Raw genomic sequence first — 24959 nt, 5'->3', positions numbered from 1 at the left:
TGTGACTTTTCCAAGATCATCCCGACAAGCACCCACACGAATTATCTGACTAAATTTTTAAAGAGCTTGTTGAGACAAGCGCTTAACTTGCTCAACCGAGGCGACGCATTTTACAGCATTCAAACCTCTTGTCAACAGTGATTTGAAATTTATTTTCAAATTGTCTTTTTCAAAAATGTTAAAAACTTTTGAAAAATCAGACTGTTGCGGTGCTGTTCGAGGTCTTACCCCGTGACAGCGAGGGCGTATTATACGCACGGAAGACCAAAGCACAACCCCTATTTTCACTTTTTTGTAAAAAAAATTCTGAGCATTCTGGTTCAGGGGACTTGGCTAAATAGATACAAGCACTTAAACATCTATTTAATGCCTCAACGAATAACGTCTTCAGGCAAACTCTCGCTGCCGGCCAGCAAACCACGGGTCATCAAGTCGCGATAGCTTTCCATCAGATCCTCCATCACTTGGCTGGCGTTCGGCACTTTGTCTTTATTAAGGTGAAAGTAGAGTGGAACCCGATTCAGTGTATATGATTTTATATCTTTTGCAGAGCGACCAAGATCTTTAACACCCTCAGCAAAATTCACATCATATAACAGTGCATAATCCACACGCCGACTTTCCAATAGACGAATAACGCTGGCAAAACTATCGAGTTCGTAAACGCTAAGATTATTATATTCACTATCCAGCCAACGCTTTAAACCGCCATAACCATAGCCTCGCATCACCGCAACAGAGTAACCCCGCAACTGCTCTTTACCCTGAATAGCTGGCTTATCTTTATGAAAGTAGATATTGAGGATCATTTCAGACACATGAATTGAGCTTGTCATCATCGCAGCAGAACTTTCCAGCAGCGGATTTTTTACCAGAATACTACTGTCATACTGCCCTTTAACCAAGCCGTGCATTACCCTACGAGCAGGAATAATAGAGCCTTGCCAGCGATAACCAGCATTTTCAACAATCATGGCATATAGCCTCACCAGCTCGCCTGTAGGTTTACCTTCAGCATCATGAAAGTAATAGGGAGCAAAGTCAGGACCAGCCATACGCAAGCTTAAAGACTCTGCAGCCTGTACAGGCAGAACAACACTGCCCAGCAAGAATATGCTCAGTGCACTTGCGAAGTTTAATGTCCGAAAAAACCAGGATATCCTTATCAACAAAGGCCTCCACCTTAATGAATGCAACCAGTTATTGCACTATAGTGGTGCTACCCAGTATTCACCAGAAAATATTGCCAACTATTTATATTGCCCTTGATTTCCATCATGAGTTCATTCAAAGGAGATATCGTCATTACATACCTACAGTCATAACTTTCCCTCGGCGAACACTAAACCCATAGGGTAAACTTAGCTTAGAGATTCTGTTTAGATACTATTGGCAGGCTTTTCAACTTAAGCAATCAACTTAAGCAAGTAGTAAACAAAGATTAACCCAGGTAAGACGAACCCGCCATGTCTGTAACGAACCAATCCACAGAGAAAATTGCCTGCCACTGCTGCGATCTGGTATTAGAAATACCTGAACTCCTCCCCAGACAAAAGGCTCATTGCCCTCGCTGTGGTCACCTGATCTCCACAGGTATATCCAACGCTTACAACCGTGCGTCAGCCTATGCGCTTACCTCCTTGGTATTTCTCCTATTATCTCTACCCTTCCCTTTCCTATCGTTCAAATCCCAGGGGCGTGAGCAGGAAACCTCACTGTTACAAAGTGGTTTTGACCTGATAGTACAAGGGTTCCCCATCCTAGCCCTGTTACTCTGCCTCTTTATTCTACTGATTCCCGCACTTATTTTATGCGGCTATCTATCGATTCTATTACCACTAAGGACTGGCTACTGCTTCTTCTGGATGTATAGCATGGCAAGAGCGCTTTTTATTCTGCACCCCTGGGGCATGGCTGAAGTCTTTCTGATTGGTGTACTGGTTAGCCTGGTAAAAATTTCCGGAATGGCTGATCTTGTGATAGGGCTATCGTTCTGGTCTTATGTTTTGTTTGCACTGTTTTTGATCCTAACCATTACCTCTGTCGATCGCCTACAGCTTTGGCATACCATGGACAAAGCTCATCATATTTGCCGCTTACAACCCAAAACAGAACCCAAAGGCGCACTGTTGCAGAATCTACATTGCTGTCATCACTGTAGTTTATTGACCTCTGTAAACCAGCCCTATTGTGCCCGGTGTGGTACAAAGCTACACGCCCGCATACCTTTTAGCCTGCAGAAAACCTGGGCCTATCTGCTCACCTCAATCATGCTTTACTTTCCAGCGAACCTATATCCGATCATGCATACCACCCTGTTAGGGTCTGATGAACCGAGTACAATTCTTGGGGGAGTATTGACCCTATGGCAACACGGCTCCTATCCCATTGCAGCGGTTGTCTTTATTGCCAGTGTTTTGATTCCTGTTGCAAAGATGCTGGTCCTGAGCTGGCTGGTCATAAGTGTACAGGCCAGCCATGAACACCGTGTTGAAGAGCGGGTGTGGATGTACCGCATTACTGAGCTTATTGGCCGCTGGTCTATGATTGACGTCTTTGTTGTTGCGGTTCTTGTTGCTTTGGTGCAACCGGGAGGCTTAGTAAGTGTTCAACCAGGTATCGCTACTATCGCCTTTGCTGGTGTCGTTATTTTAACAATGTTATCCGCCCTTAGTTTTGATCCGCGCTTAATATGGGATAATCTGAGACCTAATGAACGTGCTGCCATTAACCAAGGGCAGGAATCCCTGAACGATCTTTTGGATTAAACCGATCAGTTATGTCGAATAACACGCCTGACAATCAACCCACAGATAGCCCCTCTTCAGAGAGCAAGCAGACGGATAGTCACGACAATGGTTTTACTCAACCTACACCAAGACCAATAATCAGTGCCAGACGCTCCATCTCGACGATCTGGTTACTCCCCTTAATAGCTTTAGCCATCAGCGGCTGGATGATCTATCACGACTGGGCTAACCGGGGCCAACTGATCCGCGTTCATTTTATTACCGCAGAAGGTATTGAGGTTGGCAAAACCAAGATTAAGGTGCGTAATGTCGAAATAGGCAAAGTTGAGTCTTTATCCCTCAATTACCCCAACAATGGTGTGATCATTAACGCACGTATTGAACCAGATGCTATCGAATTACTACACAATGACAGTGAGTTCTGGGTCGTTCGTCCCAGAATTGGTGCCTCAGGTATCAGTGGTTTAGGTACTCTGTTATCCGGTGCCTATATCGAAATGAATCCAGGCCAGCATGGCGAACCACCACCCCAATATTACGGTCTGGAATCACCTCCGGTAGCATCTGCATCAGAGCCTGGCTTACGCTTAAAGCTCGCTAGTAATGAAGGCTTCTCGCTGAATGTCGGCGATAAAGTGCTATTTCGTGGTTTTCCGGTAGGTCGTATCGAAAGTATTCAATTTGATACCAAAGACCGGGAAGCTCTGTACGGTATCTTTATTCAGGCCCCATATGATCGCTTAGTTAATAGTGAAAGCCGCTTCTGGAATATCAGCGGTGTAAACCTCAATCTATCTTCAGAAGGAGTAAGCTTTCACGCGGGCTCACTGGACACTCTGATTTCCGGTGGCATTGCCTTTGATCAGCTTACTGAACATGCCCCGAATGACATCAATGTAGAGCAGGCCAAAGCCGGTCAACGTTTCCGTTTACATCCTGATTTTAATAGTGTTCGTGAAGCGCCTTTTGATCACTACAACGAATATCTTTTGATGTTTGATGAATCCGTTCGAGGCCTTTTGCCTGGAGCACCAGTGGAATTTCGAGGGGTAAAACTAGGCGCTGTAGAGCGAATCTCTTTCCGCCGTGATGAGCTGAATTATGAAAATGATCCTCGTATCCCTGTCGTCATTCGCATGGAGCCTGGCCGTCTGGGTTTTTCTGACAGTGAGGATGTCTTAATGCAGAGCCATCTGCAGATGCTGTACTGGGTAAATCGCGGTATGCGTGCCAGCCTGAAGCCAGGAAACCTGCTGACAGGTAGCCTGTTTGTCGATCTGGATATTTATCCTGATGCGAAGGAGGCTTATGTAGAACAGATAGGAGACTATCGGGTATTACCCACAGTTTCCAGCGGCTTTGCTCAGATCGAAGCTAAATTACTGGCAATATTGAACAAGATGGAGCAGTTGCAGATTGAGCCGGTCCTGGCTCAGGCACAGCAAACGCTACAACAAGCTCAAGGTAGCCTTCGCAGTGGAGAGAAAGCCATCAAGCAGATGGAAACAACACTGCAAAAGATTGAGCAGTTAGCTGCGAATCCTCAAACACAGGCGATACCAGAAGAAATTAATCATACATTACGCGAGATACGGCTCACAGCACAGGGGCTATCACCAGATAGCCGCTTATATCAAGAGATGAATCGTTCTTTGCGCACCCTGCAACAAACCATGGAGCAGCTACAACCGGTACTGCAAGCCCTGGATCAAAAGTCCAACGCACTGATTTTCGAAGCGCCTAAAGGGCCCGATGTTGTTCCAGGTCAGATGGATAAGGAGTCCCGCTAATGCCATTCATAGTGTCCTTGCAATCTTTTGCGCTCAAAACATATGCCGCCAGACAGACAAAAAAGATGACTCGCCCAGTCATTGCACTCTCTCTATCTGTGCTATTGGGTGCCTGTACATCACAACCTGAGCGAACGACCCACTATTATTTGCTGAGTAGTAATAGCGATGCCATTCACAAACAGGACACTCAACATGTCGTAGGTATCGCACCTATCACAGTGGCGGACTACATTAACAGCTCAGGTATTGCCGTAATGACCGAGCACAACCGTATCCAGTTAGCCAATTTTCACCTCTGGGCTGAACAACCTGAGCGCGCAATTACCCGTGTACTTTACGGAGAGTTGAACCGATTATTGACTGATAGCCGAGTCGATAACGGTATGCTAGGGCGAAATGATGACTGGCAGTACACCCTGACCACCCAGGTAGATCAGTTCCACGGCACTGAACAGGGCCCAGCCACTTTTAGCGGCTATTGGCAGCTACACAGCGAAAGTAAGGTGCTACTGAATCACCGTTTTAACCTTCAAGCGACTATTGAGAACTCAAGCTATGAAGCGCTTGTCGACACTTTGCGGCGCCTGATCAGTCAACTCGCTGATGACCAGGCCAAGCAGATCCAGAAAATCCTTCAGACAAATCAGCAGGCCTATGTCGAGTAATACTAAAGCGGGCGTACACCGATCAAAACAGCCCCTAAGGTAGTAACGATGTCAGACTATATTTTGTCCATTGATCGGGGTACAACAAACTCACGAGCTATTCGGTTTAGTCTTGATGGTCAGGTTCATGGCGTCGCTCAAAAAGAGTTTCCCCTGCACTTCCCAAAAGATGGATTCCGCTGCCAACTTTGGCCATACCAGCCATGAGCACTTGGTAATGGTAGGATGCTGTACATAGAGTTCATACTTAGTATCTCAGTACCGATACGCTAATCAGGTTATCTTTAAACTCCTATATAAGCGCCTAAACACCAGTATTCAGATGTTGTCAGTCAAATCGGCTGGAATATACGGGCGCTTTAACACCAAACAACACCTAAGCACCAGCACAAAAGTTTTGCGATATCTATATCCTTCCCCTATCGACTACTGATCTGAAAGCATCAATATTTTTATTGCGGGCATGCTTATCAAAGCCCATCAAAAACGACCAAGCAATATTAGCTTTAACCCTAATAATTAATCCATTAACACCTCGCTCTATTAAAAGCCATCAGCATCAATTAAAAGCAGAAAAAACAAATGCACCACAACAAAGCATCAAAAAATAAACATCACCTTAATAGTGCAAATAACAAAAATAAAACGCCCCACTGTAGCGCGGCTTGTAAAAAAACGCCTTTAAACCGCACCAGTATAATACACAAATAACTGGACCAAAAAGCGCAAAAAAACTGGCCCTAACCGACGGCTATCCCATGGTATTTAAATGAAAACCAGAAATAGGGCACGGCAAATCAGCACCCGACATTAAGACACTATCTGGCGCACATATTGCACCAAACCTTTGCAAGCAAAGAATACGTTTACACATCGTATGGGCTAGTCAGAGCAGCGTTAGGTTATAAATTCAAAAGTAATAACCGGGTGATTATGTGCTGATACACACTAACACAAAAGTGCTTCTATATTTCTTGGCCAATAGCTAAACAGCAAAGCCATTTAATAAAGATAATCTTATTTGCGAGTGTTTATTGATACGTGCTGAACACTATTAAATAAAAGATAAATGATATTACTGATAGTATTCGGGAGTAGTAAATATGATGCTGAAAAAACGGGTTATTAAGCCTCTGGCAATTGCTGCGGGTCTACTGTTGTCCGCTAACGTGATGGCAGCAAACTTTAAAATGTCTGTGGGTGATGGCGAAGGCTCCGCACAACAGGTGATGGGTCTGAAGTTTGCAGAGCTGCTGGCAGAAAAAACCAATAACAAACATAAAGCTAAACTGTTCCTGAATGGTCAGTTGGGTTCCGAGCAGGATACGGTCAACGATGCGGCCATCGGTACGCTGGATTTCTCCGTATTGGCCAGTAACAACCTGGCACCGTTTTCACCCACGGTTGGCATGCTGTCCCTGCCGTATATCTTTGAAAATCTGGATCAGGCCGCTCAAACCGTGCAAGGCCCTGTAGGTCAGGAACTGACCGAAAACACCCTGCGTGATGCCGGTGTACGTATTCTGGGCTGGACCTTCAGCGGCTTCCGGGTACTGAGTAACTCGAAAAAGCCGGTGACTCAGCTGTCTGATCTGAAAGGTATGGTGATTCGTGTGCCGAAAAACGAAATCATGATCGATACCTACAAGTCCTGGGGCATCAACCCGACACCGATGGCCTGGACCGAAACCTTTACCGCTCTGCAGCAGCGTGTTGTTGACGGTCAGGACACTCCTTACACCACCATCTATTCCATGAAGTTTGGTGAAGTACAGAAATATATCACCGACCTGCACTACCTGTTCCTGCTGGAGCCTCTGATTGTTTCCGAAGCCGTATTCCAGGATCAGAATAAGAAAACCCAGCAAGCGATGCTGGCCGCCGGTCAGGAAGCCACCGCTTACAGTCTGGATTGGCTAAAAAAGAAAGAGAGCCAGGTGAAACAGGAACTGGTGAGCAAATACGGCATGGAACTGAACACCCTGAACGACGAGGCCGCCTGGGCTGCAGCCGCACAGAAAGAAGTGTGGCCTAAGTTCTACGACAGTGTCGGTGGTAAAGAGAAGATCAACGCCCTGCTGAAATCCCTGGGCCGCGATCAAATTTAATTGGCTCGTTCCAACTAAAAAGCCAATCGTGCAAAAAGATTACCCCCTGCGTTAAACCTCCAGACTTACAGTCACGCTGTAAGTCTGGCTTTTTCCTTTTTTCATAGACCTCTGTACCACGCAATGAAAACAAGGGCTGGCAACGATCCTAACACAGGGGAGGAGATTCCATTATGGGCCGTAAAGTGCTTTATTTTCTGGACAATATCGAGAGTTATATCTGCCGTTTTCTACTCGCGGCCTTTGTCACTCTGCTATTCGCTCAGATTATTTCCCGACAGTTATTTGATTACTCCTTCTCCTGGAGTGAAGAACTGTCGGTCTATATGTTTGTCTGGTTTGTCTTCTTTGGTGCCAGTTATGCGGCCAAGATGGCGGCACACAACCGGGTCACCTTCCAATACAAGTTAATGCCTGCCTGGCTACCGCCCATTCTTGAAGTGGTGACCGATCTGATCTGGGTCTGTTTTAACGCCTACTTTGTTTATCTGGCCTATGACTTTGTCTTTAACCGCATGAATATGTTCTGGAAATCCCAAACCCTGGGCATTCCCATGAAATATTTCTATCTGGTGCTGCCTATCGCCTTCACCCTGATGACCTTCCGTATCCTGCAGGTGAACTACAACAAGCTGGTGAAGGGCAAAACCGTACACGTCCCGGATGACATCGAGCTGGATGAGACACTGGAATACGCACCAGCAAATACACTAAAGCAAGAAGTTTCAGTGCCCGCGCCCGACTCAAAGCCTGTGCACGGGGAAGAAGGCGAGTCAAAAACAGAGCGCCCCGATAACCGTACCACTCATACCAAGAACGCGGAGGTGCAACATGGATGAGTCCAGTATTGCGATGATCCTGTTTGGCTCGTTTCTGGTACTCCTGGTCATGGGTGCGCCCGTTACCGTCGCGCTGGGGGTATCGGCCATGGCCTCATTTATCGTATTAGAAGAAAACCCCATCAAGCTGGTACAGATCGCCTTTACCTCGGTGGGCTCCTTCCCGTTAATGGCCCTACCCGCTTTTATTCTGGCGGGTGCCTTAATGGAAGCCGCCGGTATCTCCAAGCGCTTAGTCGCACTGGCGGAAAGTTTTGCCGGGCCTTTTACTGGCGGTATTTCTGCCGCAGCTGTACTGGCGTGCATGTTCTTTGGGGCTATCTCAGGTTCCGGCCCTGCGACTACCGCAGCGGTAGGTATGTTGATGATTCCCGCCATGGTGAAACGGGGTTATGAAAAGGGTTACGCCTCTGCCATTACCGCCTCCTCCGGTGGCCTGGGCATTATTATCCCGCCTTCGATCCCTATGGTGATTTTTGGTATCTCGGCCATCGGTCTTGCGGTACCACCAGAAGCCATTGAGCAACACGGTGAGTTCCAAAGCGTATCCATCACCAAGCTGTTTGTTGCCGGTGTGATTCCTGGTCTTGTAGTGTCCTGTTCCCTGTTACTGCTCAATTATATTCGCTGTAAAAAAGCGGGTTATCTGGGTACAGAGGGCGGTTGGGATTTTGATCAGATCGGTTATGCCTTTAAAAACGGTTTCTGGTCGATTCTGGCCCCACTGGTGATCCTGGGTGGAATCTACTCAGGCTTCTTTACGCCCACTGAGTCCGCTATCGTCGCTATCTTCTACACTCTGTTTGTCGGTGTATTTATCCACAGGGAGTTAAGCTGGAACGATATTTTCCGCTCGCTGGAAACCACCACCTGGCTCTCCGGTCGTGTGCTACTGATCCTATTTACCGCTACTGTGTTTGGTCGTCTGCTGGTGGAAAACCAGATCCCGGCGATTGTGGCAGAGTCCATGCTCAGCCTAACCGATAACCTCTATCTGATCTGGGTACTGATCATCGGCTTCCTGCTGTTTGTCGGTATGTTTATGGAGACGCTGGCGGCGATTATGATTCTGACACCGGTTCTTCTGCCGGTGACCTATAGCTTGGGTATCGATCCGGTGCATTTCGGTATCGTGATGGTGTGTTGTCTGTCTATTGGCTTCTCAACACCACCCCTGGGCGAGAATCTGTTTGTCGCCTCGGGTATCTCCAATGTTTCACTGGAAGAGGTGACGGCGAAGGCTCTGCCGTTTGCTCTGATGTCGGCCCTGGCGGTGTTTGTGATCGCCTTTTTCCCAGAACTTACTCTGTTTCTGCCAGCGATGCTGGGTTACTGATGAGAGTCAGCCATAAACAGCCTGAGCATCGGCTCAGGCTCAGATCACCGTTATCAGTAATCCACTCTCGACCATGTCCATTACCAATAAAAGGAGGCACCCATGTTGCCGGAAATTCGCAAAATACTGTACAGCACTGACCTGTCTCCCGGCTCCTATGCTGCGTTAGAGCAAGCACTGTATATCGCCAAAAAAACCGGGGCCGAGATCATCATATTACATCTGGTAGAGAAACTATCCGATGATGCCCACTTTACCCTGCAAACCTACCTCTCTGACTCTGGTAGTCGTTATCAGCTTCTGCGCCAGCGTATTAAGCATGCGCAGCAACGCCTGGAAGACAGCCAAAAGCACTTCTGGCAACAACACCCGGATGAGGAGGAGGTGCGCCAGCAGATTAAGTCGATTCATATTGCGGAGGCTTACCCCGCTGAAGCGATTTTGAAGGTTTCCCAGGATAAAGGGGTGGATCTGATTGTAATGGGCGCCCATGAAAAAGGAGTAATGCACACTTTTCTGGGTAGCGTAGCCAAAAACGTGCTGGGCCGCTCCCGTATCCCTATGCTGGTGGTACCGTTGCCGGAACATTGAGACGATTGGCCCCAATCAATCAGGTGATACCACATCTGTCAGAGGAAAGTGTTCCATTACTTTTTCCGTAACTTTCCCCGTAATACTCTCCAATCAGGAACTAAATCAACCGGTTACCTATCCAAGCACAACAATAGCGAAAAAACACGGCGGCTTGTCAAAATCTCACGCACAGCGCGAGCATTATGGCCAAGCGCGCTATAGCGAAGCAGCCCCATGTTTTTTCCATGATCTTTTTATTACGCCACGCACTCCAGGATGCTGCCGTTTGCTATTGCGAAAGGGTACAGGAGTCCGGGTAACCGGTTGATTATTGATGAGTTGTGACAGTTCAAGAACTTCCTTTTGTCTGCTGAAGTCAGAAGCCTACCTGTTTAACAAAAAAGCCTATATCGAATCCCGTCTGCGCCAGCAGGGGTTACAAATCACCGAGGTATGGCAGGTTAAGCTGACTATCGCAGATTTTTTCCAGATCTATGACAGCTGGACAGCCCGCTTTTTCTCGATACTGCGCACACCGCCTCTATTTACGCTGGACCTGTTTATCCTTGAGGGGGAAGATGCGATCACACAGATGCATACGTTAAAGTATCGTATTCGTCAGGAGATCGCATTTGGCTTCAAAAAAGGCGGCTTTCTGCATGCACCGGATTCCGTTGCAGAGGCCAGGCGCCACAAAGCCATTTTGTCTAATCGAGTCGTTAACAAAATAATCCTGGCCGACCTGATCGAGTCCTGAAGAGGCCGGTTCAGAGTTTTGAAGCCGCCGGGTTAGAGTTCTGAAAGGTAGGTCAGAACCCTGAAATAGATGAACCAGAGTTACAGGCAGTACATTTCTAGCCCAGACGTTGCTCAACAAAATCAGCCATCACACTACTGTGATCCGAGCCTTCCTGACGCAATCCCCTGACCACCCCGCCCCGATCACGCTCATCCTTATTCTGGCTGGCCTTCCAGGTACCCTGTAACGACGTAATCTCGATCTCAACCCCGATAATGCCACGGGTCATACGCTCAATATATTCTGCCGGGGCATCAGAAACCTTCCAGGGCATAGGGCGACCATGCTCCTGCTGTTGAGTCAGTTCATTCAGGTGGTTCAACAGCCAGGCACCATCTTCATGTAGTCTAAGCCGTCCACGGGCATGCACCATAATGTAATTCCAGGTTGGAACGGCCTTGCCATGTTCCTGCTTTGATGGATACCAAGAGGCCGAAACATAGTGATGCGCCCCTTGAAAGATCACCAGAAGTTCCGTATCCGCATCCCACTTTTTACAGATGGGATTGGCACGGTTGATATGCCCCTGCAACACGCCATACTCCGACGACTCAGAGTGCAATACCAGAGGTAAGTGATCACCCACAATCTCGCCCTCCTGCAAAGAGATAACACTGGCAAATGGCTGCTCACGCATCATCTCCTGCATCACTTCAATACGGTTTTCACGAAAACAGGCGGGCTGAAACATGGCGGATCTCCTCACTAGTGTTATCAGATATGAGGCAAGTCTGTCATGCAATTGGTATTCTTATAAGATCCAATTTTATAAAAATAAAACATACCAATATGAGCCAAAATCCTACACTGCTCTTCTCCGTTGACCGATCGGATGCCCGACCGATCTTCGAACAACTCTGCGATACCATACGCCGCTTAATTCACAACGGCGTATTCAACGCAGACACCCGCTTACCGGCCACTCGTACACTGGCTCAGGAGTTAGCGATATCCCGCTCAACCGTCGTCACCGCCTATGAACAGCTGGTCGCAGAGGGCTATCTGCAAAGCAAACCCGGTGCAGGCTATCGCGTTTGCGGCCTGGGGGAGACCGAGTTACCAGGCAGGACAAAAGTACTTCAAGACAACAACAAGTCAGCTGGGCCGCCACGCCAGATTTCTCGCTTAAAGGAGCAGTTAAAAGAGCCGTTAAAGGAACAGCCAGATAAACTGCTCACCCCAAGCTTGCCAGATATGCGCTTATTTCCCTATCGCCAGTGGGCCAAAACCATCGCCCGTATCTGTCGTACCCGGCCTGAGTCCATGCTGACAGGCAGTGAAGCGGTAGGAGATCAGCAACTGCGACAGGCGATAGCTCATCATGTGCGGGAATGGCGGGGACTGGAGGTTTCAGCCGATCAGGTTATCGTCACAGCCGGAGCAACCGATGCCCTGACCATCAGTTTTCGCACCCTGTTACAGCCGGGACACAACGTGGGTCTTGAAGACCCTGGCTATCGCCCCATTCTGCATCAGGTCACGGGCATGGGGCTGAACCCTGTATTTCTGCGTGTGGATAGTGATGGTGCCAGTCTGCCGGATAGCCCAGACTCACATCAGCCTGAGGCTCAACTGGAAGCAGACGCTCACCCGGACGTTGTCGTACTGACACCCTCCCACCAATACCCATTGGGTAATACCATGACGCCACAAAGACGTTGGGAATATATCCACTGGGCACATAAGCATCAGCGCTGGATCATTGAAGATGACTACGACAGTGAGTTTCGCTATATCGGCCGCCCCATCCCGGCAATGGCCGGGCTGGATCAGCTGCAGCGTACACTGTACATCGGCAGCTTTGCCAAACTCTTCTCCAATACCCTGAGATTGGGCTATCTGATTGTACCCGAGCCTCTGATTGCCCCTGTGCGTAAAATATTATCGGACTACAGCCTGAAAGCCGGACTTATGCCCCAGCCTGCGCTGGCAGAGTTTATTCACAGTGGTGATTTTTACCGTTACTTAAGGCGGGTACGCAAAATCTATAGCGAGAGGAATAAATATCTGGTGCAACAGTTACAAACCCGCTTCAACCACTTCGGTCATGTGCAGGATTACAGCGCCGGTATGAAACTGGTCTTTCATCTGAATCAAACATTCAACGATGTGGATATTGTCACCAGGACTCATCAAGCGGGGTTAGCACTGGAAGCGTTATCCACAGCCTGTTATCAGCGCACCGACTGCAATGGCCTGATCATGGGGTTTGCCGGATATACCGAGCAGGAGATCCATACTGCGCTTGATCAACTGCTATCTGTACTCTGCTCTTGTCAGGATATTGCAGCAAAATAAGCGGGTACTGATGAGTTGGTACTATTGAATAACCAAAGAGCGGTGGGCCTGTTTCTATCACGGGGTTATCACGATTCTCTGGTACTTCTTGTGCTGCAGTAGCCGCTGCGGCTGAAGCATTTCCTGCCTGGAGTGCAACGCCACTGCCTAAGCGTATGAACTACATCTTTAAGATCCAGCAGGTGATGAAAGGCAATTTGGAAATGCGGGCGATTCTAACGTGCGCAGCTGTGTCGCCAATTAATGGTTTTAGCCTGCTGGGTTAAGACTTTTCAGGTTAAACAGTCAGTCGCAAATAAAAAAGGAAGTCTCAGGTCAAAAAGAAGCCGTAAGAGATGTGCCCGCTTACGGCTTGCTGAGTGATAGCTTATCAACTTGCCAATAACTTCATACCGATCAACACCATAGCACCGCCTAATACCCGATCGATCCAGTGGCTCATCTGCTTAAAACGTTTATTGATTGCCGGTGTGGATAACAGAACAATCACCAGAGTAAACCAGCCGGAATGTATCGCTAAAATACAGCCTGCGTAGATCATCAGGTGTTCAACGGGCATATCCGGTGACAGCACCAGTGTAAAAAGGGTCACAAAGTACACTGGGGCTTTGGGGTTCAGCAGGTCACAGATAAAACCTGCCCGGAAAATCTGCCAGTAAGAATCTGTAAAAGGCACCCTGTCATGCTCGTCAGAGACCTGAGCGGGCTGCGCCCGCAATCCCTTAACTCCCAGATAGATCAGATAACCGCCTCCCATAAGCTGGATCGCCAATAACGCCTGCGCCGAACTGGCCAATACTGCTGCCAGCCCCAGCGCGGAATAGAGTATATGAATACTCAACCCGGATAAGGTGCCCGCCATAGAAACAAAACCGGCTTTTCTCCCTTTAGTCAGCGCCTCTTTAGAGATCAGCATAAAATCAGGCCCTGGGGACACCGTGGCAATAAAGTGAATAATGATCAACGTCAGCACACTGCCCAACAATGGACTATTAATCAGCAAGTCGGCCATCTTCTTCTCCTATCTATCTGTATTGATCAGGCATATGCAATCACCGTCTCAGTACCTGTGAAGAACAAGTGACATCTGGCAGCGACAGAAAAAGTCTATCGGGATTGCCAGGAATAACCTTGCTATCTACACTCGATATTACACTTTTTTTAAAAGAATACCCTACCAATGAACAAGAAACAGAAAGACTCACCTCATAATGAGCTAGATAGCACTGATTTGCAGATTTTGCGTAAGTTGCAGTCCGATGCACGTATCAGCAACAGTGCGCTATCCGAACAGGTTAACCTGAGTGAAACACCCTGCTGGCGACGCTGGAAACGCCTGGAAGAAAACGGCTATATCGAACAGTACCGTACGGTGCTGAATCGCAGAAAAATGGGCTATGACATTGTGGTCTTTACCCAGGTCTCTTTTGCCAGTCATGAGGTCGAACTGACCAATCGTTTTGAAGAGTTAATCGGTGGCTTCGAGTGGGTGCAAATGTGTCACTGTATCACTGGAAATGTGGATTACTTACTACAACTGGTAGCGAGGGATATGGATGAGTTTTCAGAGCGTATAACCCTGATACGCCGTATTCCCGGAGTGACGGCGGTGCAATCTCATATTTCGGTGAAAGAGGTCAAGCGGGATTCAGACCTGCCAGTCGAGCCTGTACCTTAAGAGATATGCTTTAAAGATCAAATAGCCCTACGAAGTAAAAATGACGAAGACAAAAAAGGCGGAGCTAAATAGCCCCGCCTCTTAAAAAGCATAAAAGCAATCGTATCAATTACTTCGCTTTTTTCAGCAACTTCTGCAGCTTTTTCAGCTTGTCAGAGTGCTTAGCAATTTTAGCCTGACGTGCTTTGATTGCTTTTTTCAGATCTTTTGCGTTAGCTTTCTTAGCCATGAGATGTATCTCCGTGCTTTTGAGTATCAGTTTTCTATCCGTTCATGGAAGGTGATCAGCGGTTAGTTCGCTGGATCATCCTGTTCATGCTCTTCAAGAAAACTACGAATAAATCTTCTAACCTCCCGTGCGGCGCTGGTATCCAGCTCATCGCACAGGCTGACAAATCGGTCTCTTTCTTCACCGTTGATTCGAATAATCAACTGGCTATCTTTTTTTCCAGCTTTCTTAACCGTTCTACTCTTATCCATGCATGCATCCTCAAAACCGGTAAATCAAGAAGAAAACGCACATGCATATCAAACGCTGTCACCAGATATTTGCTCGACACCAACAAGATAGCCTAAAGATATCTATTTATTATCGAATTGATATCTATTAGATAGCAAATGTATATACGTTTTTAGATTACACTCTGACCGATATTCTGTCAAACACCGCCTATCCTGTTTTCATTAAATTTTGATGACAAATAAAAGACTGAGTTCAAAGCAGGAGCCTGGCCCTCCATTCACTAGCGGGCGATAAACAACCAGATCATCACCAGCAATGCCAAAAACAGGGTTTCTGAAACCAGTAGTACCACCGGCTTCCATCCCATTGTGGATAACTCTTTGAATGATGCCTTCATACCCAGGCCCACCATGGCCACGATCAGACACCATCGAGACAGTTCGGTCATGCTCTCCAAAATTGGGGCAGGCACACCGGCCAGAACGATAGCAATCGGTGTAATACCCAAGCCCAACAGCTGTTCGAAGGTAATTCGTGCCCCCAGCAAGGCAATACCGATACGCTGTACCGCTTTAGCAGAGAACTGAATGCCCGTCACACAGCGGCCTTCCTGGGATAGATAATTCAGTGACATACCCATCAGCAGGGCATACAGAATGGTTGGGCCACCGTAGTGGTCAGAGACAAAGGTCGCCGCCCTGCCTACAACCAGACATAACATAAAACCCGGTAACAGTTCGGTCAGATAGCTTCTGCTGCTATCAGGGAAGAAAGTCAGCCCTTTTGCGCTATTGGCCATAGTGATCTCCACAAGCATTCTGGGATCTTAGGGGTCAGATCCGCATCTGCTGGCAATATAACGTGGGAGATCAAAGGGCCGTTGGACACAAAAGCAATCTAAGTTTAGAACCAGTTGTTCTATCTAGGCTGGAGGCTGGAGGCTGGAGGCTGGAGGCTGGAGGCTGGAGGCTGCCTCCAAAGCATAACGGTAAAGCCAAGGGATGCAATCGGCTAAAACGTATCCGGGCATAACTCATGAATAATCGCTGCCAGCTTTTTAATACCCGGCTCAATACGATCAGTAGAAATCGACGAAAAGCCCAAACGAAAATAGTTTTTCGGCACATGATCACTCAAACCATCAGCGCCATAAAAATGGATTGTACCGGGTTCGATAAAGATGCTCTCTTCCGCTGCCCTATGTTTCAGCACACCAGCATCCAGTCCTTCTGGACCACGTACCCAATAGCAGGAGCCGCCAAAGCTGGGCGTTTCGTGACAACCGGGCAGATGCTGGGTTAGCGCTTCATTCATGGCACGCCAGCGCACCTGATAGTTACGGGCAATATTCATCACTAGGGCATCATGATAACCCCGCTCCAGAAACAGGGCTGCAGCTCTCTGGTTATTGGACGCAGGATGACGAATCATCAAACGGCGCAGTGCTCTGGCCTCTTCGATTAAGCGCTCTGAGGCCACCACATAGCCCAAACGCAAACCCGGTGCCAGAGTCTTAGACAAGCTACCGATATAGATCACCCGGTCACTCTCATCCAGACTTTTTAGCGCGGGATTGGGCTTACTGTCAAAGTTAGTTTCGCTTTCGTAGTCATCTTCGATAATCAGAAAGTCTTCCTGACTGGCCTTACGCAGTAGCTCATAACGGCGCTCGATAGGCATGGTCACCGTGGTCGGGCACTGATGACTGGGGGTAGTGTAGATCAGATCACATTCATTGAGTTGATCATCAACCACCAAACCCTGTTTATCGATCGCCAAGGATTTAAGCTGACATTTATGCAGGCTGGCGATATTGCGCACATCCACATAACCGGGCTCTTCCAGCCCCAGCACCGATTGCTGATCCAATAACAATTGCACCAGCATAAACAGGGATTGCTGAGAGCCCACCGTCACCAGAATCTGCTCCGGTGATGCCCATACGCCACGTCGTGGTCCATACTATCGGAGGCCCAATCACTCACTGCAGCATCGCTGGCCGCATCACGACAGCATTCGCGCCAATTAACACTGGGGAAGATCTTTTCGTCAAACTGACCGTAGATAAAAGGATAATCGTAGGACTGCCAATCCTGAGCCTTAACGATATTTTGCTGCGCGCTGGGGCGGATCTTAAAACGCTGCTCCCAATCCGGCAGACGAGTATCCTGAGTCGAAGCTTCCACTTGACCATCAGCCTGATCGCCTCGCCCCGCTTGATGATTGGCCTTACCGGCTAAGCTTCCTACCTTACCTGCTGGACCGTCTACCTTACCCGCCAGAATATCGGGATTGACAAAATAACCACGACGTTCACGGGCGATCAGATAGCCATCATCCAGCAGATGCTCATAAGCCAATACCACGGTATTACGGGCAATGCCTAACTGTTGCGCCAGCTTACGACTGGAAGGTAACGGCGTATCCAGCGGGATATTGCCGTTAAGGATTGCGGTGGCGATCTGCTCTCTCAGCTGTTTCTGCAGACTGGTGCCTTTATTAGGTGAAAGATGGAAAAGCTGGAACATAGCAGCGCCTCTTAAGCAAAACCGAGGGAAGTCGATCGCCGATTGATAGCAAACCGAAAACCGATGAAAAGCAGAATATGTCTATTAGCAAGCAAGATCCTGACCAGAGCCCACCCGCTGGATAAAAGAATCTGCCAGACAAGATAAGGGAGGTTGTTCCCTACCAGAAGAAAAGTGCTTTATTTATCAAACACTTTAACACAAAGCAAAATGCCAAGGCGGCGAGCAGAGCAGCGGCAAGCACCAGCGCCAAGCTCTGTTGGAGGACCTTTCGAGGGGAGGCCGCCACCTCAGCAAAACAGGACAATCTGAAGAGTAAAAGGTTTGACTGACTCACCAATCAAACCCATCAATTACGCACCACTACGGTGCGCGATAGAGTTACAGCTTGCGGCTGACTTCGGCTACCGCCCCATCCAGTGCATTAACAATCTGATCAATATCGTCTTGCGTAGCGATCAGTGCCGGAGCCAGACAGATGGTGTTGTTATTGGTCTTAAAGGAGCGGTTAGTGCGACCGATAATTACGCCATTGGCCATACAATGAGCAGCGACGGCTGCAGCAACGGTTTCGTCTACAGGTTCTTTCGTGTCGCGATCTTTAACCAGCTCAAAACCGGCAAACAGACCTTTACCGCGTACATCACCGATCAGCGGATGTTTTTCCATCAGCTGATTCAGACGACCGCGCAGGTACTCTCCCTGCATAGTGACATTTTCCAGCAGCTTCTCATCTTCGATGATCTGCATATTCACCAATGCTGCCGCAGGACCGGCTGTACAACCACCAAAGGTAGAGATATCACGGAAGTAACCCATGCGAGGATCAACGTCCTCTTTAAAAGCGGCAAACACTTCTTCAGTGGTCACCGTACAGGAGATCGCGGCATAACCGGACGCCACACCTTTTGCCATAGTGACGATATCTGGCTGCACACCATAATGCTGATAACCAAACCACTTACCGGTACGACCCAGACCACACACCACTTCATCGATATGCAGCAGCACATCGTACTTTTTGCAGATCTCCTGCACACGCGGCCAGTAACCCGCAGGCGGCTCAATCACACCACCACCAGCCGTGATCGGCTCCAGACATAGCGCACCCACGGTTTCAGGACCTTCTGCCAGAATCACTTTTTCGATCTGATCTGCGGCCCAGACGCCATAGTTTTCTTTATCGGAACCGTCCTGAGCGCGGTACTCGCAGCAGTGTGGCACTTCAACAAAATCAGGTACAAAAGGACCGTACTGGTCGCGACGCTCAATCTGGCCGGTGGCACTCAGCGTGGCGATAGTGGTGCCATGGTAGTCACGCTCACGGTACAGAATTTTGGTCTTCTTACCACCGTACTTTTTATGGGCGATCTGACGTACAATCTTGAACGCTTTTTCGTTGGCTTCAGAGCCTGAGTTGGAGTAGTACACCCGACTCATACCCGGCATCTTATCAATCAGCTTTTTCGCAAACTGAGCGGCTGGCACATTACCCGCGCTTTGAGCAAAGTAGTTCATATTGACCAGCTGATCACGCACCGCATCAGCGATCTCGGTACGGCCATAACCAACATTTACCGTCCATACCGCACCGGATACTGCATCCAGGTATTCATTGCCCTTAGTATCCCATACTCGCATGCCGTCACCCTTTACGATCACCATAGGATCTGCGGTTTCAAACGGCTTATGTTGCGTCAGGTGGTGCCAAACGTGATTGCGGTCGCTATTAACAACATCCAGGGAGTCAAAATCATTTACGTTATAAGTCATATGGGCCTCATCAAATCAATCAGTGAGACAGGTCTTGCTGCTCCGTTTCCATTACTGAACTGTGTGCGAAATCTGCTAAGAACCCTATGCACAACCGAGGATGGAGAAGCCTGTCTGACAATCCGTAAACTAAAAGTACCTTGCCACCCTTAGAGCCGTTAGAGCCAGATAAAAGGCAGTATTGAGGCCAGTAAAAATAGAATGAAATGCACAATATCAGTACTCCATAAAATACTGGCGTAGCCCTTAAATAAGGACCACAATACACACAAAGATGCTAAACAATACACACCGCTATAGAGGCAGGTATTGAGATGAGAACCAATATCGTAATCGACGACCAACTGATGGACGACGCGCTAAAATGTAGCGGCTTGCAGACAAAACGTGAAGCCGTTGAAGAAGGCCTTAAGTTACTGATTAAGCTAAAAAAACAAGAAAGTATCCGAGCTTTTCGAGGCAAACTTAAATGGGAAGGTAATCTGGATGAAATGAGGCAAGACTGATGATTCTGGTCGATTCTTCAGTCTGGATTGACTACTTTAACGGCCAACATACTGCCGCCACAGATTTTCTTGATCAAGCTCTTGGCCAGTCCGATCTGATTATTGGTGATCTGATATTGACCGAAGTGTTACAGGGCTTTAAACAGGATAAAGACTTTAATATCGCAAAAACCCTGCTCTCATCACTTGATATCCACTCGCTACTCGGCCAAAACATCGCAATAAAGAGTGCTGAAAACTTTCGTTTCCTTAGAAAACGCGGCATTACTGTTAGAAAAACCATTGATGTAATCATTGCCACTTACTGCATTGAAAACCAAATCAACTTGCTGCAATCAGATCGTGATTTTCAGCCCTTTGCTGAACACCTCGGCCTGATGCTACTGCCCTACGGTCAATAACATCCACAACTTCACACCCTTATTCGAAAAGCTACAGTGAGTTTTTACAATGGAACAGCTAAATACTCTTAAAGATATTCTTTTAACACTTAAGCCTGCAGGAGCTGATGGTTTCGAGGGTTTACTTAGAGTTGTGCTCACTGAATTAACGGGCATACCTTTTCGACTGGCATCAAGTGGACTTCAGGGAGGTATCGACGGTGACTCAGCATTCAGAAATGATGCAATTTGCTTTGAAGCCAAACGATATTCGGAAAAAATTCACCGGAATGAAGTCATTACAAAAATAGCAGACCTTGCTCGCACCAATACCTCCCCAGACAGGTTATGGATTCTTGGTGCTACAACTGAAATAGGCACACAGCTGGAGATGGCCCTTAGAGTCGATGGTGAAAAGAATGCTATCTCTACACTTATTCTTGATTGGGTTGAAACACCGCTGCCTCTACTAGCTGTCGCTATTACAGCAGCACATAAGTCAGCAAAAAGTTTCCTTATTGAGTACTGCGAACTTCAACCAGCCCCCACAAAGCTTGACGATATATTTCAAAAGATTAAGTGTCACCCTGACTTTTCTCCCCTGCTCAATAAGCTGAAATCTGATCTTAATACACCGGTCTTAGCCCTGACTCATGCGGAGAGAGATAATAAAGCCTGGAGAGAGACCACATTTAGTTCTGCAAGCATTGCTAGAAATTGCTTGGGACAACCCCTGACAGTTAATCATCAAACAGAATTTTCTGAACTGCGTGAAGAGCTAAGACAACAGATCAGACAAGGCCTAAAAAGGAACAAGGCCGTAGCCCTGCTTGGAGGCGAAGGCCATGGTAAATCATGGCTTGCAGCTCAAATCTGTTTGGAGCATCAAGGGTTAGCTCTTTTTGCCAGTGCAGAACAGTTTGAAAGTTTAAGACCACTAGACCTGGATGATCTATTGATTGATCTACTTATCGAACAAAGTGGTGGTACTAGTGATGATCCAGCTAAAAAGAGATGGAAACATAGACTTAATGCATGGTCGAACCAACCGACTGACAATCCTGTCTTGTTTGTGCTTGATGGCATCAATCAACGACAGAATCTTCACTGGGCAAGATTAATTGATAGTCTGAATGAGCGTCTGATAAAGATTGGCGGGCAGCTTATCATCACTGTACGTCCACAGTTCTGGGGCAAAGTGGTCAGTCCTGGACTGAATTTTTCTCCTCAACAAATTTCAGTTCCAGAGTGGACACCTGAAGAACGAGATGCTCTCTTACAGCATTACGGTATTAAGCAACATTGGCTTGATAAAGCAACACTTAATACCCTAAAGAATCCCAGATTACTCGGGATTGCCGTAACAACACTCCCACAGAACGACCACTCTGCCTGGAAGGGCCTGACTCCTGATCGAATTCTCTTTGAACACCTAAGAGCCTCACAAAGAGAGAGATTCGAAGATGAAAACCTGATCGACTTAGTGGAGAGGTTGAGCGATCACGCAAAACAGGTTTTAGAAAAGGTAAAGCAAGCGCCATTACAGATATCACGGCAGTTCCAACAAGATTCAAACAATGTAATTGAAACGCGCTTCTTTCAAACCTGCGGCCCTCGTGGCAAATATTATGAATTGCGTGATGAAGGATTAGCACTTGCGCTTGGCTATGCCTTGATTGATAACCTGTGGCAAGCCCAGCAATATGAATACGACCTTGATGAGCTAATTGAACAGCTAATAGATCCTATTAGCTCGATGGACAGGGCTGCTGATGTCATTTTTTCTTCTCTGATGATATCAGCCTTAGATTCAGATCCGTTGAACACCAGTATTTTTTCTGTTTTGCTCAAGGCTTTCTCTAATCTACAGAATCTTGATAGCCAACGCTTTGACGAGTTTGTGGAGATTGTAAAGAAACAACCAGTAGAGCTTCTCAATACACTTAAACTCATTACTTTAGGATCAGAGCGGCACCTAAATCAGGATTGGTTAACTGAAGCAGCATATCAAATAGCTCAATCAGAGGAAGGCTGGCTTGTAATTGAGCCGATTATTCATCGATGGCTACGTAGCTATAACAAAGACTTTGTCGAACAGGTTCGCCGCTTCCCAAGAGTAAATACCTCGGAGGATATGAAACATTTAAATAATCGAAAGCAAAAGATTCAAGCTGTGCTCTCATCACTTTCACCCTTTGAAAAAAATCTACTTGATGAAATGAATGAGGCGTCGGGAAACGTAGGGGCCTTATTGGCACAAGCACTCAAACTACTGGCAAGCAAACCATTAGCAGACTTCGCAGATAGCTTTATAGCTTTGGGCTTAAGCTTCACTCTGGATGAGGGCGTTAGCTTTGCAAGAGAAGCATTCTCTCAATTAACAAGCTTTAATCGAATGGATCGAGAGTTAACAAAACAAGCTTTTTTGAAAGCTATCAAGCCACTACGATCTGAAGACACATCAACAGCAGGACAGTGGACAATTGTACGTATGCTCTATGCCACTGGCGACTTTGCAGCAGCCTTAGAAGCTAAAGAAATTACACAGAAACTACGTACTTTTGAATGGCAATATCCAGAACCTAATAGCTGGAAGCTGGCCCAAGCAGCAGATCCAAATATTGTTGCCCCTATTGATTTTGATAGTGGAATAAAGCTCTTCTTGAACCTGTCAACAAATAACATTATGCAAACAATGAGTCAAAGTAGTGAAGCTATCGACTACAACTGCTTCCTGCCTATCGCTTGTCGTTTTGATTCTGATATAGCGAAATTAAAAGCCAGAGAATTACTATCGGGCTTGCTGACACGAACAGGAATCCCATTACGCCAGCTGATCCTTAATGGTACATCCAGTATTCCTTTAATGACCAGAGAAATGTCCACCGAACTTATGGAGCGGGCAACTAGTACCAATATGATGGATGATATATCTCAAGATGACGAATTTCTAAAAATGTTCCTTCTTTGGTATATAGTTCCTCATTTATCAACATCAGAACAGCTAAAGTGTCTAACCAATCCAATATTTGGCCCAACTTATCTGCTAAATATCATTCCCTGCTTAAAGCTTGAAAATGAAGGTATTACAGATTTTATCCAAAATAAACTGGACCTCAAAGATGAGCGGGCTGCTTATGGGGTTTTAACAGCAATACTTTTTGGCAATGTATCGATTACTCAAGAGTTTGAGTCCTTGGCTCAATATTACTGCAATGCTCAAGACTCAAAACTCCGTGCTCATGTCTTTGAAATCTCTATTAAACATGAACTTAGAACTATCAGATACAAGCATACTCAAGGAAGCTGGAAGGCATGTGACGAACAAGCAGGAACCTATGAAAACTGGTTTGGCTCTGTACTACTGATAAAAGCTTGCACCAAAGGAGAACTATCTGTTGAACAGATGATCAAAAGAATTTCTCAAGAGGCATGGTTCTATGCAGCAGAGCAAGTTGGGGAAGAGTTAGTCCAGCAGCTAGCCCATTACTTTCTATTATGCATACAGAAAACCGCTGGTATAACTATCAGTCGAGAGCAAGAAGACTTATCTGGTGTATTTTTTGTTGAAGGACAGAACGTATCCCCATCTAATCTATTTGATAGTACATCCCGTGGAAAACTAAAGCTCCTTATAAACTCATTTCCAGCTGTACTATTACAGATTCTTGAGATACTGGAGGATATTAACCCCAACCGTATATCCGCATTGAAAAATATCTCTTTTGTTGTAGCAAATCTTATCTCAAAAGACTGGCCAGAAAGAGCAGTGGCTCTTTTTCAAAAAGCTTTAGCTAGCGAAGGAGTGATGAATTATTCAATTGAAATGATATGGTCCAGCGCTCCATCAGAAGCGATGAAATCTATCTGGGAGCAAAGACTGCTGCAGTCAGAAAACAACGAAGCCTTGGCAAAAGAAGTACTGGCTGCAGAGAGATTTGATGCAAAAGCCTTTTTAAAAGAGTTTGCCGATAAACTGGCCAATAGCTCATCAACGCTTGACCAGGCTTATGCTGCAACAATCATGGGATTTTCTTCTTACCCAGAGCAATTTGAAAACATCGATATCATCCAAAAACACATCGAAGAGCAAAACATTGTTGGAGATGCCGCAAGAATAGCGAAGAAATCATACGATCAATATCAATGGTCTCAAAAATGGGCAAATGATATGTGGTCAGCAAACTCCGCTGAAGAGTTCTGGCGCTGTTTAATAATCTTACAGACCTGTATAGATGCCAGAACACCGGTTAATCCAACAACTGAAAGTCAATGGCAGCACTTTGTCCCTCTTTTTGAACAGCTCAGAAAAAAAGCTATCAAGGAGAAAAATAAGGAACGTAAGGAGAAGCTCCTTGGAGAAAAAACACCGGATAGTATTTTTCTCACAGCTGGATATGCTTAAACATTGCTGAGCGCAGCTTTCCGGTGCTGGTTTATCCACCGGAAAGCTGAGAGATTAAGCGATAC

The 24959-nt window shown here is 46.9% G+C and carries 23 protein-coding genes; 15 read left to right on the top strand and 8 right to left on the bottom strand.

Features of this window, described 5'->3' with window-relative positions:
* Window positions 1–371 precede the first annotated feature (371 nt).
* Window positions 372–1109, bottom strand: coding sequence for a substrate-binding periplasmic protein (locus H579_RS0100780; protein WP_028299074.1), 738 nt, complete (start codon window positions 1107–1109; stop codon window positions 372–374).
* A 357-nt stretch (window positions 1110–1466) separates the two neighbouring features.
* Between H579_RS0100780 and H579_RS0100775 the strand changes: the two genes are divergently transcribed.
* The 9 genes from H579_RS0100775 (at window position 1467) to H579_RS0100740 (ending at window position 10821) form a co-directional block, all read left to right on the top strand.
* Window positions 1467–2768, top strand: a complete 1302-nt coding sequence (locus H579_RS0100775; RefSeq protein ID WP_028299073.1) for a paraquat-inducible protein A — start codon at window positions 1467–1469, stop codon at window positions 2766–2768.
* Between the two features lie 11 nt (window positions 2769–2779).
* Window positions 2780–4540, top strand: a complete 1761-nt coding sequence (pqiB, locus tag H579_RS23715) for an intermembrane transport protein PqiB (RefSeq protein ID WP_084623762.1) — start codon at window positions 2780–2782, stop codon at window positions 4538–4540.
* 65 nt (window positions 4541–4605) lie between these two features.
* A complete protein-coding gene (locus tag H579_RS0100765; RefSeq protein WP_157834527.1) occupies window positions 4606–5208 on the top strand; it encodes a PqiC family protein in 603 nt (200 codons plus the stop codon).
* A 48-nt stretch (window positions 5209–5256) separates the two neighbouring features.
* A complete protein-coding gene (locus H579_RS29800; RefSeq protein WP_157834526.1) occupies window positions 5257–5415 on the top strand; it encodes an FGGY family carbohydrate kinase in 159 nt (52 codons plus the stop codon).
* Between the two features lie 896 nt (window positions 5416–6311).
* Entirely contained in the window at window positions 6312–7316 is a 1005-nt protein-coding gene (locus tag H579_RS0100760) for a TRAP transporter substrate-binding protein (RefSeq protein ID WP_028299071.1), read from the top strand.
* A gap of 173 nt (window positions 7317–7489) precedes the next feature.
* Window positions 7490–8155, top strand: a complete 666-nt coding sequence (locus H579_RS23710; protein ID WP_051227183.1) for a TRAP transporter small permease — start codon at window positions 7490–7492, stop codon at window positions 8153–8155.
* On the top strand, window positions 8148–9491 hold the full coding sequence (locus tag H579_RS0100750) for a TRAP transporter large permease (protein WP_028299070.1): 1344 nt from the start codon (window positions 8148–8150) through the stop codon (window positions 9489–9491). The genes H579_RS23710 and H579_RS0100750 overlap by 8 nt, the downstream gene beginning before the upstream one ends.
* A 102-nt stretch (window positions 9492–9593) precedes the next feature.
* Window positions 9594–10082: a universal stress protein gene (locus tag H579_RS0100745; protein WP_028299069.1), complete on the top strand. Its 489-nt coding sequence runs from the start codon at window positions 9594–9596 to the stop codon at window positions 10080–10082.
* A 316-nt stretch (window positions 10083–10398) separates the two neighbouring features.
* Window positions 10399–10821 (top strand): hypothetical protein, encoded by a 423-nt coding sequence (locus H579_RS0100740; protein ID WP_028299068.1) that lies wholly within the window; start codon window positions 10399–10401, stop codon window positions 10819–10821.
* A gap of 97 nt (window positions 10822–10918) precedes the next feature.
* Here the strand turns inward: H579_RS0100740 and H579_RS0100735 are convergent, their stop codons facing one another.
* Complete coding sequence (locus tag H579_RS0100735) at window positions 10919–11554, bottom strand: FMN-binding negative transcriptional regulator (protein ID WP_028299067.1); 636 nt, start codon at window positions 11552–11554, stop codon at window positions 10919–10921.
* Between the two features lie 98 nt (window positions 11555–11652).
* On the opposite strand from H579_RS0100735, the gene pdxR reads away from it, so the two are divergent.
* Entirely contained in the window at window positions 11653–13161 is a 1509-nt protein-coding gene (pdxR, locus tag H579_RS0100730) for a MocR-like pyridoxine biosynthesis transcription factor PdxR (protein WP_028299066.1), read from the top strand.
* A 56-nt stretch (window positions 13162–13217) separates the two neighbouring features.
* On the top strand, window positions 13218–13427 hold the full coding sequence (locus tag H579_RS30020; protein WP_157834529.1) for an aldehyde dehydrogenase family protein: 210 nt from the start codon (window positions 13218–13220) through the stop codon (window positions 13425–13427).
* Between the two features lie 104 nt (window positions 13428–13531).
* On the opposite strand, the gene H579_RS0100725 is transcribed toward H579_RS30020, so the two are convergent.
* Window positions 13532–14173 (bottom strand): LysE family translocator, encoded by a 642-nt coding sequence (locus H579_RS0100725; RefSeq protein WP_051227182.1) that lies wholly within the window; start codon window positions 14171–14173, stop codon window positions 13532–13534.
* Between the two features lie 168 nt (window positions 14174–14341).
* On the opposite strand from H579_RS0100725, the gene H579_RS0100720 reads away from it, so the two are divergent.
* Complete coding sequence (locus tag H579_RS0100720) at window positions 14342–14839, top strand: Lrp/AsnC family transcriptional regulator (RefSeq protein WP_028299064.1); 498 nt, start codon at window positions 14342–14344, stop codon at window positions 14837–14839.
* 291 nt (window positions 14840–15130) lie between these two features.
* Here the strand turns inward: H579_RS0100720 and H579_RS0100710 are convergent, their stop codons facing one another.
* The 5 genes from H579_RS0100710 to H579_RS0100695 form a co-directional block, all read right to left on the bottom strand.
* Entirely contained in the window at window positions 15131–15319 is a 189-nt protein-coding gene (locus H579_RS0100710; protein ID WP_028299063.1) for a hypothetical protein, read from the bottom strand.
* Between the two features lie 263 nt (window positions 15320–15582).
* Window positions 15583–16101, bottom strand: a complete 519-nt coding sequence (locus H579_RS0100705) for a putative sulfate exporter family transporter (RefSeq protein ID WP_084623767.1) — start codon at window positions 16099–16101, stop codon at window positions 15583–15585.
* 212 nt (window positions 16102–16313) lie between these two features.
* Window positions 16314–17219: an aminotransferase-like domain-containing protein gene (locus tag H579_RS29585; protein WP_245583187.1), complete on the bottom strand. Its 906-nt coding sequence runs from the start codon at window positions 17217–17219 to the stop codon at window positions 16314–16316.
* The gene (locus tag H579_RS29580) at window positions 17216–17830 is read right to left on the bottom strand and encodes a GntR family transcriptional regulator (RefSeq protein WP_245583186.1); all 615 of its coding nucleotides are present in this window, start codon (window positions 17828–17830) and stop codon (window positions 17216–17218) included. The genes H579_RS29585 and H579_RS29580 overlap by 4 nt, the downstream gene beginning before the upstream one ends.
* Before the next feature lie 381 nt (window positions 17831–18211).
* On the bottom strand, window positions 18212–19603 hold the full coding sequence (locus H579_RS0100695) for an aminotransferase family protein (protein ID WP_028299061.1): 1392 nt from the start codon (window positions 19601–19603) through the stop codon (window positions 18212–18214).
* Window positions 19604–19917: 314 nt separating this feature from the next.
* Here H579_RS0100695 and H579_RS0100690 point away from each other — a divergent pair, with 314 nt between their 5' ends.
* Genes H579_RS0100690 through H579_RS0100680 form a run of 3 tightly spaced genes read left to right on the top strand, consistent with a single transcriptional unit; the run spans window position 19918 to window position 24894 of the window.
* Window positions 19918–20109 (top strand): type II toxin-antitoxin system VapB family antitoxin, encoded by a 192-nt coding sequence (locus tag H579_RS0100690; RefSeq protein WP_028299060.1) that lies wholly within the window; start codon window positions 19918–19920, stop codon window positions 20107–20109.
* Window positions 20109–20510, top strand: a complete 402-nt coding sequence (gene vapC / locus H579_RS0100685; RefSeq protein WP_028299059.1) for a type II toxin-antitoxin system VapC family toxin — start codon at window positions 20109–20111, stop codon at window positions 20508–20510. Before H579_RS0100690 ends, vapC begins: the two co-directional genes overlap by 1 nt.
* 49 nt (window positions 20511–20559) lie before the next feature.
* Window positions 20560–24894: a hypothetical protein gene (locus H579_RS0100680; RefSeq protein ID WP_028299058.1), complete on the top strand. Its 4335-nt coding sequence runs from the start codon at window positions 20560–20562 to the stop codon at window positions 24892–24894.
* Window positions 24895–24959 lie beyond the last annotated feature (65 nt).

It is taken from the genome of Oceanospirillum beijerinckii DSM 7166 (assembly GCF_000422425.1).
GTDB lineage: Bacteria > Pseudomonadota > Gammaproteobacteria > Pseudomonadales > Halomonadaceae > Oceanospirillum > Oceanospirillum beijerinckii.
The sequence above is the reverse complement of the archived record's forward strand: the minus strand, read 5'-3'. Positions and strand labels throughout refer to the sequence as shown.

Bases quoted from the DNA above. Each gene is read 5' to 3' on its own strand.
- H579_RS0100710 (WP_028299063.1), bottom strand. From the start codon at position 15,319: ATGGATAAGAGTAGAACGGTTAAGAAAGCTGGAAAAAAAGATAGCCAG.
- H579_RS0100680 (WP_028299058.1), top strand. From the start codon at position 20,560: ATGGAACAGCTAAATACTCTTAAAGATATTCTTTTAACACTTAAGCCT.
- H579_RS0100695 (WP_028299061.1), bottom strand. From the start codon at position 19,603: ATGACTTATAACGTAAATGATTTTGACTCCCTGGATGTTGTTAATAGC.
- H579_RS0100750 (WP_028299070.1), top strand. From the start codon at position 8,148: ATGGATGAGTCCAGTATTGCGATGATCCTGTTTGGCTCGTTTCTGGTA.
- H579_RS29580 (WP_245583186.1), bottom strand. From the start codon at position 17,830: ATGTTCCAGCTTTTCCATCTTTCACCTAATAAAGGCACCAGTCTGCAG.
- H579_RS0100775 (WP_028299073.1), top strand. From the start codon at position 1,467: ATGTCTGTAACGAACCAATCCACAGAGAAAATTGCCTGCCACTGCTGC.
- vapC (WP_028299059.1), top strand. From the start codon at position 20,109: ATGATTCTGGTCGATTCTTCAGTCTGGATTGACTACTTTAACGGCCAA.
- H579_RS0100765 (WP_157834527.1), top strand. From the start codon at position 4,606: ATGACTCGCCCAGTCATTGCACTCTCTCTATCTGTGCTATTGGGTGCC.
- H579_RS0100735 (WP_028299067.1), bottom strand. From the start codon at position 11,554: ATGTTTCAGCCCGCCTGTTTTCGTGAAAACCGTATTGAAGTGATGCAG.
- H579_RS0100720 (WP_028299064.1), top strand. From the start codon at position 14,342: ATGAACAAGAAACAGAAAGACTCACCTCATAATGAGCTAGATAGCACT.
- H579_RS0100725 (WP_051227182.1), bottom strand. From the start codon at position 14,173: ATGGCCGACTTGCTGATTAATAGTCCATTGTTGGGCAGTGTGCTGACG.
- H579_RS0100705 (WP_084623767.1), bottom strand. From the start codon at position 16,101: ATGGCCAATAGCGCAAAAGGGCTGACTTTCTTCCCTGATAGCAGCAGA.
- H579_RS29800 (WP_157834526.1), top strand. From the start codon at position 5,257: ATGTCAGACTATATTTTGTCCATTGATCGGGGTACAACAAACTCACGA.
- H579_RS0100690 (WP_028299060.1), top strand. From the start codon at position 19,918: ATGAGAACCAATATCGTAATCGACGACCAACTGATGGACGACGCGCTA.
- H579_RS0100760 (WP_028299071.1), top strand. From the start codon at position 6,312: ATGATGCTGAAAAAACGGGTTATTAAGCCTCTGGCAATTGCTGCGGGT.
- H579_RS0100745 (WP_028299069.1), top strand. From the start codon at position 9,594: ATGTTGCCGGAAATTCGCAAAATACTGTACAGCACTGACCTGTCTCCC.
- pdxR (WP_028299066.1), top strand. From the start codon at position 11,653: ATGAGCCAAAATCCTACACTGCTCTTCTCCGTTGACCGATCGGATGCC.
- H579_RS0100740 (WP_028299068.1), top strand. From the start codon at position 10,399: ATGAGTTGTGACAGTTCAAGAACTTCCTTTTGTCTGCTGAAGTCAGAA.
- pqiB (WP_084623762.1), top strand. From the start codon at position 2,780: ATGTCGAATAACACGCCTGACAATCAACCCACAGATAGCCCCTCTTCA.
- H579_RS23710 (WP_051227183.1), top strand. From the start codon at position 7,490: ATGGGCCGTAAAGTGCTTTATTTTCTGGACAATATCGAGAGTTATATC.